The following is a 14,448-nucleotide window of genomic DNA, read 5'->3' as shown; positions in this document are numbered from 1 at the left end:
CGACACCACATACCAATTGCTTGCCCTTGTGATTAAATAATGACATTCAGCCTTTTCACTGCGTTAAGTTGTATCACCCACATGCTGAACGATTCCGAACAATATATCAAATTAATTAAAGGCGAACGGTGCCTCTATCGGGGAAAAATTGTTCGTTTGCGATTCATGGTGGACCCGGAAACCATGTTCGGGGAATACGAAGACACCAGTATAACAGGGTCGTTTCCTGTTAAAGAATTAAAGCTGCTTACTGCTCCTACTGACGAGGCGCATGACGTATTGCTTGGCGCATCAGCCGCCGCCTATGAGAGAGCGCAAGGCCGGCTCGAAATCATACAACCGCTCTTGCACGTCATTCCCACGGCTGCCCGAGTGGCTCAAATAGCCGAAGCGCGAGGAATAGGCCGCTCGACTCTGCGGCGATGGTTAAGGCTCTACCGAAGGGAAGGCACCGTCTTGGCGTTGGTAGACAAGGAGGGCAAGGGTGGACGGGGCCTTTCCCGGTTAGCGCCGGAAGTGGAAACGGTAGTCCAGCAAGTCATCGAGGACCATTACAAGACTTTGCAGGGAAAAGCCCCCGCCCATGTTTTTGAGGAGTTAAAACGAAAATTCCACGGCTCCACGCTGCGAGCACCGACGGATAAAACGCTACGTTCCCGGATAAAACAGATTGACCTGAAAACACAAGAAGCGACGCGCTTGGGTACTCGTGCCGCGAAGGAGCGTTTTGACCCAACGAAACCCAATACCCTCCAAGCGGAATATCCCCTTGCGGTTATACAACTCGACCATGCCCTGCTAAACATCGTGCTGGTGCACGAAGGGACCCGCCAACCCATGTGCCGGCCGTGGCTAACCATCGCGACGGATGTATACTCCCGCATGGTCGTCGGCATTCACCTCGGGTTCGAAGCGCCCGGAGCGGGTGGGACCGGCTTGTGCTTGGCCCACGCCATTCTGCCAAAAGAAACGTGGCTGAGCGAGCGGGAAGTGACCGGGGTGTGGCCCTGTTGGGGCCCGATGGAGGCCTTACATCTTGACAACGCCAAAGAGTTTCACGGCATCATGCTGCAACGGGCCAGCGAATACTACGGCATCAAGCTGCTGTACCGCCCCCGGAAACGCCCCGAATACGGCGGAAACGTGGAGCGATTAATCAAAACCATTAAATTCTACATACGTCGCTTAGCGGGTGCGTTGGTGATGCGCCCTCGTGGGCGTCGCCGTCTGGTCATGCCTCAACGCGCGGCGTTCTCCTTGCCCGAATTTGAGCGGTGGCTGGCCACGTACATCGTGAACGTTTACCACCATCGTGAGCACACATCTCTCGGGATGAGCCCGTACGAACGGTATACGCAAGGCATCTACGGTGTCCCTAGCAAACCCGGCATTGGACCGCGCCCCCGCTACCAAGACGTACGACAAATATACCGAGACTTTATGCCAATGGTGGAACGGTCTATTCAACGCTATGGTGTGGTCATCGACCGGTTTCACTATTACGCCGAAGTGCTAAGGCCTTTTATTGGCAGCCGTGACTCCGGCCCGGAAGGTCCCCCTCGTCTTTTTACTTTCAAACGCGACCCACGCGACCTGAGCTGCGTGTATTTTCTAGACCCGACAACCCGACAATACCACGACGTGCCCCTCGCTAACATGGGAAGACCAGCGATTTCGCTTTGGGAGCAACGGCAACTAGTACGCCAGCAGTTGGCAATTAATCCGGACCGCACGCGCCTCACGGAAGAATTAATTTTTAAGGGGCTGGAGGGCTTAGAAGCTCTAGAGAAGGCAGCCATCCGCAAGACAGGAAAAGTGACAAAGGCTGCCCGCCGCTTGCTGGATGCGGCTCCAAAACCAGCCTATGTAACTAACGGGACGCCAGTTCCAATGAGTGATGCACCCGCTAGCTTCCCTGCAGTTCAGCCCACGCATGGAGATTCCCAGGATGTTGAAGATGCTGAAACGGCTCATTTACCACCATCCTTTTCTGATGTCACCCCTTTTGATGATTTGGACAATGGAACATTTGACTCCTGATACGGCTAGGTTGCTAGACAAGCCCACCGACGAGCGAATCAACGACTTGGCCAAAGAGAAGTGGATTGGTCACACACAAGCCCGCCTGATTTTAGAGCATCTGGCCGACATGCATCATCGTCCGCCAGTCGACCCCGACGCCTGGTACGTGGTCGACAAGGCGGATGTGTGGGCTTTGATGGGCAGGTTCCTAACCCGACGCTTTTGGACCGTTTTACCGGGGTTGTTCAACGGATATTGGGCAGCTCTTTGCCACGTTATGAACTGCCGATTAACCAACAGTTTTTGGCAGAGCTACATGGTAAACGCGCCCCAACTTCTAAATTACTACGCCAACAGGTCGCCGATACCCTAGCCTTTCTAGGGGCGGATGAAGACGCGGCCCCTGCCGTTAGCTCACTCGTTAACCGGGCCGTGCGCGACCTCTTGCAACAGGCCAACCGCCAGCCCACTGTGTGGCTCTCCCTGGCTTACCTATTGCCCCAGCTCGCGGAGGCTAGCCCAGACGCCTTTCTGGAAGGAGTAGCGGCCGGCCTCAAGGGCGATTTGCCACCTATTCTGCTCTTATTTGAAGAACGGCCTGATTTGTTCAGTAAAACAGCGCACCATCCCGGCTTATTGTGGGCACTTGAACTGTTGGCTTGGAGCCCCGCTTATCTAGGTTATGCGGCTCGTTTATTAGCCATCTTAACCCAGCTTGACCCGGGTAGCACCCTGACGAACCGACCAAAACGCAGCCTGACAGCCGTATTTTTGCCATTGCTTCCCCAGACTCGGGCAACGGCTTCTGAGCGATTTGCAGTACTCGATGGATTGCGCCACACGCACCCTATAGCAGCGTGGTCGTTGTTGCTCAGCTTGCTATCCAACAGAACAACACGGGTCGGGGCCCGCACCCCAAGGTGGCAGGAATGGGGGCCCGTCGAACGATTTAAGACCGTCATCCCAACACAGGTCGTGGCTGACCTAAAAGCAATCGCCGAGCGGGTTGTCCAGGATGTTGGAGTTGACCCGGACCGGTGGATTAAGCTACTGCCCGACTTATCCAACCTAGACGTTGACCACCTGCCCACTGCGCTTCAGCAACTGCGGCAACTGACGAAGACAGTACTGACAGAAGAACAGCGTGGCCTGCTTGTGCAAGCGCTCCGCAAACTGATTCATTATCGCCGTTCCCATGAGCGGGATGACCACAATCTTTCGACGGATGACGTTAACGAGTTGGAGAATAGCTATCAGGCGCTGCTTTCCGATGATTATGTGCAGCGATACGGCTGGCTTTTTGAATTTCGACCGCATTTGCTTTCAGGCAATAGTGACCGTAAGACTGGGGGAGAGAACGAATACGGGGAAACGATAGCTCAGCGACAACGGGAGGTGCTAGGTATTCTCTTGGCATCGGTGGGTCTTAGTGGGGTGTTGGCTTTGATAGCACGGGTGGAAGCGCCAGGCAAACTGGGCGAACGGTTGAGTGAGCGGACCGATATCTCCAGTGAGCAAAAAGACGAGCTATTGACCCGCTATCTGGGCAGTAAAGAAGGAGCAGAGTGGCAATTCGCTCATAATTTTGCTATTGGCTATCGGCTCACCCAAGCTGCGCCATGGGAATGGGCCAATGCCCAAGTGTATCGTTACAAAGACGTATGGACGCCACTTCAGCAGGCTGCATGGCTCGACACGTACCCTGCCAATCCCTCTACGTGGCAGCAGGCTGCCGAATTGGGCGCTGATACCGAACAGCAGTACTGGGCACGCATTTCTCCCTATTGGGTTAACGTTACCGATGTGCCCGTCGCTTTTGCTAATTTTCTACGCTACGGCCGCTCCCTTGCTGCAGTGCAGTTGGCGCACCTCAACCAGCAGGTAGAATTACCGGTCGATGCTCTGACAACTGCGCTGGAGGCCGCTTTGTATACGAACGTAGCGGATGAGCCCCACGTGCGTATGGATGTAGACGACTTCGCAGAACTGCTGGCACGGCTGGCCGATACCCCCGATGTAGAGGAAGTTCGCATCGCCCGACTGGAGTTTGACTTATTACCGGCCCAATACGAACGGCGCCTGACGGCCAAATCACTTTATCGGGCTCTATGCGCTAGCCCAGCGTTCTTTGCTCAGCTTGTGCAGCTGTGCTCGTTCAGCGACGACCATTCCGACCCACCAAGTACCGATTATGAAAGACGTGCTAATGCGGACAAGCTTCTGCATGGCTGGCCTATCGTGCCAGGGCATAATTCCGCAGATAATACCTTTGATACCAAATCTTTACTTGAATGGGCTCAATCTGCTCGTCAGGAGGTGGCAACCATTTCTCGCACTAAGCGGGGAGAGCAATTAATTGGCGAAATGTTTAGTGCTGCTCCTATTGGTGATGACGGCTTATGGCCGCACGAAGCAGTACGCGACGCAATTGAAGATGCTGCGAGCGATGATATGGAGTTCGGCTTTGAAGTTGGCACTACGAACAATCACAGCTTTACCGTGCGTGGCCTTTATGATGGGGGCACGCAGGAGCGCGAAATGGCGGCCGGATTTACCAGCGCTGCTGGAGGGATGGCTTTGCACTGGCCTCGTACGGCCGCAGTCTTGCGGCGTTTAGCCGCATTTTATCACCACGATGCTAGTCGGGAGGATGACGAAGCCAACCTGGAACACGACCTCGGCCTGTAGACATTTGAGATGGTTGAGTTGGTGCGAACGCCATAATCCTTCACTTTCTCTCAACAAAGCTTGTCTTCCGCATACGCCAGGGATAAGCCAAGAGGAAATTACTTGAGTTGGTCGGGTAGAAATGGACACGGAGAAAGTAACTTTCCCCTGTCATGGAAGCAGCAAAACCAGCCGGCAAACGGCCTAGAACCAAGTATGATGCAGCCTTTCGGACCGAGGCAGTCCGCCGCGTAAGCCAGGATGGGCAGGCCGCGACGCGGGTGGCGCAGGCACTAGGCATGAGCGAGGCGTTGCTCGGGCGCTGGGTGCGCGCCGCCCGGGCGCAAGCCGCCCGCCCCGCGGGCAGTGAGGCCTTAGAGCAGGAAAACAAGCAGTTGCGGGCACAGCTAGCCCGCGCGGAAAGGGAGCGCGATATTTTAAAAAAAGCGCTGACCATCGCCCAAATGCTTGACGCGCATTTTCACAACCGACGGGCCAATGAAACGCTTCGCTTTCATTGCCTTACACGCTGACTGTTGGCCCGTGCGGCAGCAATGCCAGTTGCTGGGCGTCAGTGCCAGCGGCTATTATGCCTGGCGTAAACGCCCTGCTGCAGTGGCAGTCGGGCAAGCGCCTGCGGCCTGGCAGGTAGCGGCTCAGCGCGTGTTCACCGCCCACGCTCGCCGCTACGGCCAGCGCCGGCTACGCGCCCAGTTGCGGCGCGAAGGTCACGTGGTAGGTCGGTAACGGTTGCGCGGCTGGCTCAGCGCCAGCGGCCTGCGTGCCCTCTGCACGCGGGTCGGTACTCGGCCACCACGCACCACCCAGGCCGACCCGCAGGCCGTGGCCGCAGCCAACAAGTTAGCTACCTGGCCCGCCGCCACGGCCCCCAACCAAATTTGGGTCGGCGATATCACCTACCTGGCCCTGGCCACGGGCCAGTGGGCCTACCTGGCCTGCTGGCGCGATGCTTTTTCCCGGCGTGTGGTGGGCTGGCAGGTCAGCGAATCGTTGCATACCGATTTGATTCTGACGGCTTTCAACCGGGCAGCAGCCATTTGTCAGCCCCCGCCGGGCCTGCTCGTCCATGCCGACCGCGGCAGCCAGTACACCAGCGAAGCCTTTACCAGCCTGCTTGACCGCACCCAGGCCATTGCCAGCCTGAGTCGACCCGGCAACCCCTACGACAACGCCCTGGCGGAGAGCGGCTGGAGCACGCTCAAAACCGAGCTGCTGCCTCGTGGTGCCTGCTTTGCCCGCCTGGAAGAGGCCCGTCTCGAATTAGCCGAATACCTCGACCACTACTACAACACACAGCGCTTGCACTCCGCCCTGGGCTACTGCACCCCGCTCGAAACCGAACTCCACTACTTTTTCAACCTACCTTAGCCTCGTGTCCATTGGTACCCGACCACCCCAACTACTGCTTCAAGCCCCCGATTAGCTACAACTAAAGAGTGAGTGTTGGAATTGGTTCTTTTGCCGTTGGCTAAAAATGCTTGTTATGCCAAGATTCCGTTTCAATAGAATTGGGATTTCGGTGTGGTAACCTTATGCAGGGAATCACCCATGACGCGGTGCTCTACTTGCCTCGCCGAGTGATGGAGCATGACTTTTGCCAGCCGCCGAAGTGGGTCAGCGGGCACGGTCAGCGTGGCCGTGCGGTGGACACGGTTGAGGAACAGTTGAGGCGGCATCACGCGCGGCTCGTGAGCACGAAGGTCGTTGTTACGTTCGGGCTGATGACAAGAGACCCGTATCATTAACGCGCTACATGAGTCATCTCCACCATCGCTGTCATCCTATTATAATAGGAGTAGGTGGTGGGCAACTAGACGCCGAGTTTCGAGGTCGATGCAGCCCTGGTTCTGGCGCGGGGTCGAGGCGCACAATGAGAAGCTACAACCCAGCGAAGAGGGCGGGGAAAGAAAATAGGTCGAAAAAGCCGAAAAGTTACAAGTTAAGAACGCTCGTTCTTAACTTGTAACGTGCGTAGATTTGTACTACACTTTGTACCCGCGCACCTCAGCCGATGGATTATATACTCTACCTGCGGGCCTCGACCCTGCGCCAGGGCCAGAGCGGCCTCGGCCTCGAAGGCCAGCGCCTCATTGCCCACCGCTTCCTGCAACCCGGCGACCGCATCGTGTCCGAATACATCGAGGTCGAGAGCGGACGCAAGAACAACCGGCCGGAAATGGCGAAAGCCATCGTGCAGACCCGGACGGCTGGGGCCACGCTGCTCGTGGCCGAGATGTCGCGCCTGGCCCGCAGCGTCTACTTTACCTCGAAGCTCATGGAAGAGCGAGTCCGCTTTAAGGCGTGTGATATTCCCAACGCCGACGAATTCACGATCAACATCCTGGCGGCCGTGGCCCAGAAGGGCGCCAAGGACATTTCCGATTCGACCAAGCGGGGACTATCCGCCAAGAAGGCCCGAGGCTTTACCCTGGGCAAGCCCGAAAACTTCACGCCCGCCTCGCGCGCCTTGGGCCGGGCCGTGGTGCAGCGCAACGCGCAGGAAGCCGTGCCCAACAAGCAGGCCCGCCGGCTGGCGACGTTACTGCGACGGGACGGGCTGACGCTGGAGGGGATTGCCGGCGAGTTGAACGCCCACGGCTATCGAACCCGCCGCGGCAAGGAATTCCACAAAACCACCGTTTCCCGGTTGCTGAAAACCGCGGCTACTGTACCGCCAGCAGAGGAGAGAGGGCCGGAGACCGCCACGATGCAGGACGGGTGCGTAGAGGAGCATCCCCTCACTTTACCTTAGACAATGGTTCGCCAATTTGGTTGCCCGGGCACGAGAGGTTGTGGATGTTTTGGTGGACTTCGTCAATCATCTTTATCTGTTCGGAGTCTGAGAGGGCATGTGATAAATCCAGATTTGCTATTTGCCTGGAAAACTCAGCAGACAGATTGTAATACGAAATGGCGTGTTTCAGGCTTGTGAGAATGGAAGCCGAAACCCATTCTTCGTCGAACACGAAATTGAAAACAATCAATTCGTGGCTCATTACATAGGGCAGCTTGCGGGCGATGTATTCCCATCTGAAGTCAACGCCAACCGCTGCCAGCAGTACGTCATTGCATTCCTTGACTGAGTGCTCAATCAGGTTTTTGTGATAAAACAAAACTAATGCTTGTTCATCCAAAACGTTCAGCAAATAAAAATTTCCGCCACCCCACTGAATGCGGGCAACGCTTAATGGGCGGTACCGACCATCCGGTAAGTGGGTAGTGGGATGGGGCGCGCACACGTATGGGAAAACAGAACGGCCAGGACCAAAGCGACGTCTTGGATTATTGATTTCAACGGCGTTGGTGAGGCACCCAAGTTGCCGCAGGTGAGTGCATACTTGCTGAAAAAAAGGGTTATTTGGCAGTAGGGGGTCTTTACCTGTCGGTATGTACTCAGGCCGCGACCATAAATGGTCCAGTACTTTGCTGTCAGCAAAAACTGGTGGGCTCTCGGTCGGAAATCGCTTTGCCCATTGGAAAGACTTGTGTACCGGAAGTCGAGCAACCCCAAAGGCATTCTCCGGAAGCCCTCGGCCGAATTGCCAAAAGCTTTCCGGTAACCCTGGTACTGGCAACGTTTTGGGGGCAGGTCTTCGACCGTGCATTACATCCCGAAATGTTGGTTGCGGTATGTTAGGAAAAGGGCCTCTGTCTTCTGTGTTATCTCCTACTGGGTGGTACACAACCTGGTTAAATCCATGCCAGGTAGGGGACGGGATTAAACGACTAACCCAGAAATAATGCTGTTTTCCGACGGTAAAGCTTGCGCTTTGACGTTTCTTCCAAGTTCAAAGGTAATCCTTGCATATGCTTGTGGGATTTTGCGGGCAGCTTCGAGTTCATGCCACGTAGCTGCTAGCTGAAGATGGGCTTGGTAAATGCTCTCGCGATAATGAGAGTTAAAAAGCAATTCAGCCAAAACGATGGCTTCCTGGCCAGGCAGTGATTTGGCAGCTACACACAGGTGGGCGGTATAATTAGTTCTCTTTGTTGGAGCAGCAATGGGCCAACAAAGGGCATCTAGGGGTAAACGCGAGAACAAGTAGTTGCTCAGGCTACCCGCAGCCTGGTAACAGAAGGCGCGCAATAACTCGAAGCATGGAACCAAGAGCTGTTCTTTCTCGCCATTTATGACCGCGTACCATGCGTCTGAACCAGCCGATTGTAAAAACGCTGGGCGGCTGGTTTCCAAGGGAAACAGCTGCGCCAAATGGCATAAAGCAGGCGCTCGCTTTCCCAACACAAGCTGACGGAGGCCGGTATAAGTAGTGAGGCTCTCGTCAACCAGCGAGCCGCTCGATGACCAGACACTCCCAGGGACGAGCAGTGCCGCCAGCTGCATCGGAATGGGTTGCAGAATGCGCTCAGCGTCTGGAGCAGCACGTGCCCCGGGGCGGATAGCGCTGAAGGATACCAAGGCATCGGGTTCGAGGTAGCTAGCCTGCTGGGGGCGGATAGGACCGACTTCTACTAACTGGTACTGTGTGGGTGCGACGCCCTGCGAAACCTCTAAGGGCAAACCTCCAGGAAACCCGCGTCCGTCCATGATGAGGGGTTGCTAATCTTATTGGAGTAATGACAGTGTTTTATTGGCCAATGTAATGTATATTAGGATTTCTCGTGCTCATTTACTATTACCCGTGCTCATTTTCTTTTACCTATGCTCATTTACCTCTACATTTTACAATTAACTTTTGGACCAAACTTTTAACCAAGGCCAACGGTGTCATCACCATTCGTCTCAACCCGGCGCTGGCCCCGTATTTTTTGCAGCTGGCCGGCGAGTACACGCTCTACAAGCTCGATGGCTACATGGCGCTCCGCAGCTGGTACTCAATGCGCTTTTTCGAGATACTGGCCCACTACAAAGACACGTGCTGGTGGGAGGTCAGCATGGACGATTACCGTCTTTTCATGAATTGCGCGCCGGAGGTGGGTAAGCTCGGCAAGCCTATTAAAGACAAAGCAGGCAAGCCGAAGATGAAGCTTGCCCAAACGGCGCACTTGGTGGAGAACACCATCGAAGTTGTGCAGCGTGAGTTAGCCACCACGTCCTACGCCTTCACCTATTCGCTGAAAACGGCAAACTTTCCCGGTAAAGGTCGGCCTCGGGTCATTGGCTTTCGGTTTGACCTGGTTCAGGGGCAACTTAAAAAGGTTCCCGTCTTGTGGGAGACCCACCCCGCCACCGGGCCAGTCATTGCGCGGCTGCGGGCCTATAAAGTCTCGGAGCTTAACATGGCGCTTTACCTGGAGGCCATCACGCTGGCCGGCGTACTCAAAATGCTGTCGGATTGGGACCACCGCAAGGTGGGGCCGCGCGCTATTGACCACCCGGAGAAATACTGCAATGCGACGATTGTGCAGGCTGGCAAAGCAGCCCTCGCCGCTAAGGCTCTGGAGCAGCGACAGCTCCGCCTGGAGGCTAAAAACATCGCTCAGACGCTTTTTCCAGGGGCTGGGAACCCCACCTTCTGAGCCGCCCAGCCGCCTCATTTGGGGAAGTAAAAAAAAGTATAAAAGCGGGGAGAAAACCGCGGGTTTTATACTTTGATATACTGTTTCAGTATCTTGATTTACAGCAGCTAACTCCATTTTAAAGTGTAGTAGCTAGAGTAGCTTTTGCCGCTATTGTTTCGTTTGTTTCAGGGCTTTTTGAGACCTATTTTTGGTGCGTAGCCCGCGCCGCGGGCGTTGCATACACTCCAGAGCAATATATGCTAAAAAACCACTTCAGCGCTGGCGCTGAAGTGATTTGCAGATGACTTAGTAACAAGGGTAGCAGTAATATTAATACCATTTTTTTAGTGATTCTTCAGTAACATCAGCCGCTGAAGCTACTAAAATCCGTTGCGCCAACTATTTTACGATATAATACTGCTCCTAGCTGGCATTTACAGTGTAAATAGCTAAAAGGCAGGCATCTGCGTAGTATAAAACGTTCTTTTATAAGCGCCTAATGCCATTTTATCCCGCTACTCGAAACAGCGATTGGAGTGGACGGCAATTTGGACGAGCACGAGTACGGACCAGGCACCTTGGTGTCGCCTATCCTTCGTACTGGCTTGGCTTCGGCCTCCTTCTATATTGGTCCTGATGGTACTAAAAGAATCCCTTTTCGCACTTTAGCAACTCCCCTTTGCGATAGGTTTCGACTACAGACAGCGGGGGAATAGTTCGGTATAGTGCCAGGAGCATTTTTTCGACTGTTTATTTTAGCCTCTGCAAGCTGAATATCGACTATCGTCTCAACTGCCGCTGGGGTAATACGTAGTTGCCCAATGGCTTCAGGCACAATACGTAAGGTAGCTGCTTGCGCAGCATCAAGTTTATGACCGTTGAGTATAAACCTAAGCGGACCATGTAGCCCTTGCTGAAGACCTATTTCAGCAAATGATTAGGGACATCCATGTAATAGAATATATTAATTATTATGGGGTGGCCAGCATTGATTGCACCCCAGAAGTTACCAACGGGATACAAAACATCTACGTAAAAAAAATGGCGTATAAAACTACCGATATCACTTAAAGGCACTCCGTCATTTACAAAGCTCGTTCCATATTGCTGTATTCCATATAGGAGCATTACGGCCTCTATTTGCTCTGCAGTTTGATTGCCTCCACACAACGCTAGTTTAACCTGTGATAGAGAGGATGGTACACAGCTGCCTGCACTTATCTGTTTAGGCATTATTTGTGGCATGTTAGGTACAGATGTGTAGCCGCCCCCACTACCGCTACCGCCATCTGCGGGTACTTCCTGCGGGTAATCAACAGGTCTCGGTCCATTGCCGCCCCCGCCAATGGAGCTGCCCCCACCGTAATAGCCGCCCCCACTGAGGTCCTCCCAATTATTGGACCGGTTGAAAGTAGAGCATCAGGCTTTCAAAGCTCGACAGTAACAGCGCTAGCTGCCACCTCGTCGGGTGTTAGATTCTGTAAGGAGCTGTGCGGTCGGAAGCCATTATATTCCTGCCGCCACTGCTCAATTTTCTCTTGCGCATCGGGTAGCGATAAAAACCAGTGCACGTTCAGACACTCGTCGCGAAAGCTGCCATTGAAGGATTCAATGTACGGATTATCTGTTGGTTTGCCCGGTCGGGAGAAGTCGAGCGTGACGTGCTGGTCATAAGCCCAGCGGTCAAGCGCCTTGCTAATGAACTCACTGCCGTTATCGACCTGGATGCGCTCAGGTGCCAGGTCTAACTGCTGGTGTAAGCGCTGCATCACAGCCACTACATCTTCTCCTTTCAGCGACTGGCCGACATGAATGGCCAGACATTGGCGACTACAATTATCGACTATTATTAAGGCGCGGATTTTACGGCCATCGAAGAGGTTATCGGCCACGAAGTCCATACTCCAACTCTGGTGCAGCCGACCCAGCGGGAGCCGCGCTAAGCGGTGGGCAGCTGCCCGATTGCGCCGGGGGCGTTTGCTGCGTAAGTTCAAGCCTTCCAGGCAGTAAAGGCGATGCACTCGTTTATGATTGTCTAGCCAGCCTTCCCGGCGCAGCAGGATATAGAGGCGCTGACTGCCGTAGCGCACCCGCACTTGTGCCAACTCGCGCAAACGTTGGCGCAGGACGGTGTCATCGCGACCACGTGTTTTATAAGCGAAGCTAGCGCGCTGCAAGCCAATGACTCGGCAAGCTCGGCGGGCTGAGATGCGGTAGGCGTCGATGAGGTGTTGGGCCGCGTGGCGACGCTGCACGGGCCTTAGAACTTTTTTTTGAGTACGTCCTGCAGCATTTGCTTGTCGAGGCTCAAGTCAGCTACGAGCTGTTTGAGGTGCTGATTCTCCTCCTCTAACTGCTTGAGACGGCGTAATTCCGGCACGCCCAAGCCGCCATACTTTTTCTTCCAGTTGTAATAGGTGGCCTCGCTGATGCCCATCTTGCGGCATACCTCGGCGACGGTTATCCCCGTGTCGGCCTGGCGCAGGGCGAACACAATTTGGGCCTCGGTAAACTTAGTCTTTTTCATGACATTGTCTGGGTTTTTAAGGTACGACAAATGCCCGATTTTCTCTACTTTATAGTGGCCTAGTTTAATGGGAGGAGGTCAAAATCCGTAGTGGGAAATGCGCCAATAATCACTTTTGGGGGTTACCTGCATGATTAAGGCGTTGTTCTTTATGTCCCATTTTTCCGGCTCGTTGAACCAGTGTAATTTACTGAGGATTTGAGCGTTTACTTTACTCAGGCTAAGCAATAACCCTAAGAACAGGTACGTTTTTTTCATGGTTTTAAAAGCTTTGCTCTGCTGCCGGCTACTAGCCGAGCAAGGTGCGGTTGTGCGGTGCCCGGAATTACCCAAGTGGTTGATTTACAATTTACCCCAATTTGCTGGTGCTAGGAATCGGGCCTTCCGGTGGCTGGCGTTGAGGTGCCCGCAAACCTATTGACGGCATACGGCCCTGCCAATGGTTATTAATAACCACTCCTGAGCGCGTGTGGAGCGTCTGGTATGGGTGTACCCGATTGGGGTACAGGGCCAAGATGGTAATCCGCAATCCGTGCGACGGATACAGGACACGGCATCCATTCAACTACTTGGCGCAGGCTCCAGCGCCGTTTGCGTTGCAGGGGAAGCAGCGGAGCCATACCTTGCCCCTACGAGTCAGGTAAGGGTTGATAACTATCCGGCATCAGGCAAACGGAGACTTGGGAGCCACCGCCGCAACCTATCGATTCATTTCCTTATGCCCGACCTCTACCTCCCAAACACGCGTTTAGATGAATAATAGCCGAAGTTCGTTAGATGCAAAATCGCTGTCACAGCCCTTCGGGACAGGGATAGATGCTGGCGTTCAACTGGAAAACTGCCAGCACACTGCGCAAATTTATGCAACCATAGAAAAATGCATATGTGTTCTTTCGGATTTAAAAACAAGGCAAAGCTACCTCTACCAAGGTGGACTGGCTGAGCAGCTTGGTCTGGACGAAAACAATACAGCAATAAGGTCGATATGGGAGGACGAGCTATTAAACAGGATACATCCCCAAGACCTACAAAGAAAATACCGGCTAGAATTTCAGTTATTTCAGTTATTAAAATCTATTGATATCTCACAACGTTTCGATTATGAGGCGGTAAGCAAACTTAGAATCAAGGATAAAGAGGGAAGTTACGTCTTCGTAAAACACCGGATCCTATACCTGAAAGGTCTTGAAGGCGATACGATACGATTTGCTCTTTGCCTGTACAATATTCTCTATAACCACCCCGAATTCGATGTACCGCAGGGCGTTATCGTGAACACCAAGTCCGCTGAAGTAATTGATTATGACAATCAGCAGTTTGACAATAAATTATCTTCGCGGGAGAAGGAGATTTTGCAATTGATTCAGTATGGTAGAAGAAGCAAAGAAATAGCTAGCAAGCTATCGGTGAGCATCAATACAGTCCATCGGCACCGACAAAACATCTTGCAAAAGCTAAAGGTGAGTAGTGCTATAGAAGCTTGCCGGGTTGCTGAGAACATGGGGTTACTTTGATTAAATTTACCAAGAGCTAGAAAATGAAGTAGGGCGTCACCATCAGCTGCACCAACTCTACCCCGATGCCGGCCATGAGGGGCGGCGGGGGCCCGTTGGCCGAGTAAGCGGTTGGGCGCGGCCCGCACGGCCGGGTCGGAATCGGTTGTGCGGGGCACAAACGAGCGCGGCTGTTGAGCGCGCAGCCCGTGCGCTTTGAGCACGCGGCGGATGCGCCAACGGCCCACGGCGTGGCCC

12 protein-coding genes are annotated in these 14,448 nt (G+C 54.0%); 8 read left to right on the top strand and 4 right to left on the bottom strand.

Annotation, left to right across the window (positions count from 1 at the left end):
• The first annotated feature begins 81 nt into the window (after window positions 1-81).
• The 6 genes from WX88_RS24340 (at window position 82) to WX88_RS24310 (ending at window position 7,462) form a co-directional block, all read left to right on the top strand.
• Window positions 82-2,040 (top strand): helix-turn-helix domain-containing protein, encoded by a 1,959-nt coding sequence (locus WX88_RS24340; protein WP_052733064.1) that lies wholly within the window; start codon window positions 82-84, stop codon window positions 2,038-2,040.
• A 204-nt stretch (window positions 2,041-2,244) separates the two neighbouring features.
• On the top strand, window positions 2,245-4,710 hold the full coding sequence (locus WX88_RS24330) for a hypothetical protein (protein ID WP_156176404.1): 2,466 nt from the start codon (window positions 2,245-2,247) through the stop codon (window positions 4,708-4,710).
• A 152-nt stretch (window positions 4,711-4,862) separates the two neighbouring features.
• The gene (locus WX88_RS24325) at window positions 4,863-5,222 is read left to right on the top strand and encodes a transposase (RefSeq protein WP_052733063.1); all 360 of its coding nucleotides are present in this window, start codon (window positions 4,863-4,865) and stop codon (window positions 5,220-5,222) included.
• On the top strand, window positions 5,188-5,436 hold the full coding sequence (locus WX88_RS30495; protein WP_156176403.1) for an IS3 family transposase: 249 nt from the start codon (window positions 5,188-5,190) through the stop codon (window positions 5,434-5,436). Before WX88_RS24325 ends, WX88_RS30495 begins: the two co-directional genes overlap by 35 nt.
• A 3-nt stretch (window positions 5,437-5,439) precedes the next feature.
• Window positions 5,440-6,078, top strand: coding sequence for an IS3 family transposase (locus tag WX88_RS24320; RefSeq protein WP_052733061.1), 639 nt, complete (start codon window positions 5,440-5,442; stop codon window positions 6,076-6,078).
• A 643-nt stretch (window positions 6,079-6,721) separates the two neighbouring features.
• Window positions 6,722-7,462, top strand: coding sequence for a recombinase family protein (locus WX88_RS24310; protein ID WP_052733060.1), 741 nt, complete (start codon window positions 6,722-6,724; stop codon window positions 7,460-7,462).
• On the opposite strand, the gene WX88_RS30490 is transcribed toward WX88_RS24310, so the two are convergent.
• Together WX88_RS30490 and WX88_RS24295 are read right to left on the bottom strand one after the other, a co-directional pair.
• Entirely contained in the window at window positions 7,449-8,285 is an 837-nt protein-coding gene (locus WX88_RS30490; protein WP_197076924.1) for a hypothetical protein, read from the bottom strand. The two genes, WX88_RS24310 and WX88_RS30490, sit on opposite strands and share 14 nt — an antisense overlap.
• A gap of 143 nt (window positions 8,286-8,428) precedes the next feature.
• Entirely contained in the window at window positions 8,429-9,256 is an 828-nt protein-coding gene (locus tag WX88_RS24295; RefSeq protein WP_046247032.1) for a hypothetical protein, read from the bottom strand.
• Window positions 9,257-9,330: 74 nt separating this feature from the next.
• Here WX88_RS24295 and WX88_RS24290 point away from each other — a divergent pair, with 74 nt between their 5' ends.
• Window positions 9,331-10,188, top strand: a complete 858-nt coding sequence (locus WX88_RS24290; protein ID WP_052733059.1) for a replication initiation protein — start codon at window positions 9,331-9,333, stop codon at window positions 10,186-10,188.
• 1,409 nt (window positions 10,189-11,597) lie between these two features.
• Here WX88_RS24290 and WX88_RS24285 read toward each other — a convergent pair.
• Window positions 11,598-12,697 (bottom strand): IS3 family transposase gene (locus tag WX88_RS24285; protein WP_156176401.1). Its coding sequence is split into 2 segments (ribosomal slippage): window positions 11,598-12,442 and window positions 12,442-12,697, totalling 1,101 coding nucleotides; the frame shifts between segments, so codons are not numbered across the junction.
• 752 nt (window positions 12,698-13,449) lie between these two features.
• Here WX88_RS24285 and WX88_RS24270 point away from each other — a divergent pair.
• Window positions 13,450-14,211 (top strand): LuxR C-terminal-related transcriptional regulator, encoded by a 762-nt coding sequence (locus WX88_RS24270; protein ID WP_046247028.1) that lies wholly within the window; start codon window positions 13,450-13,452, stop codon window positions 14,209-14,211.
• Window positions 14,212-14,227: 16 nt separating this feature from the next.
• On the opposite strand, the gene WX88_RS31020 is transcribed toward WX88_RS24270, so the two are convergent.
• On the bottom strand, window positions 14,228-14,448 hold a 221-nt coding region (locus tag WX88_RS31020), incomplete at its 5' end, for a hypothetical protein (protein WP_046247027.1).

It is taken from the genome of Hymenobacter terrenus (genome assembly GCF_000972495.1).
GTDB classification, from domain to species: domain Bacteria; phylum Bacteroidota; class Bacteroidia; order Cytophagales; family Hymenobacteraceae; genus Hymenobacter; species Hymenobacter terrenus.
The sequence above is the reverse complement of the archived record's forward strand: the minus strand, read 5'-3'. Positions and strand labels throughout refer to the sequence as shown.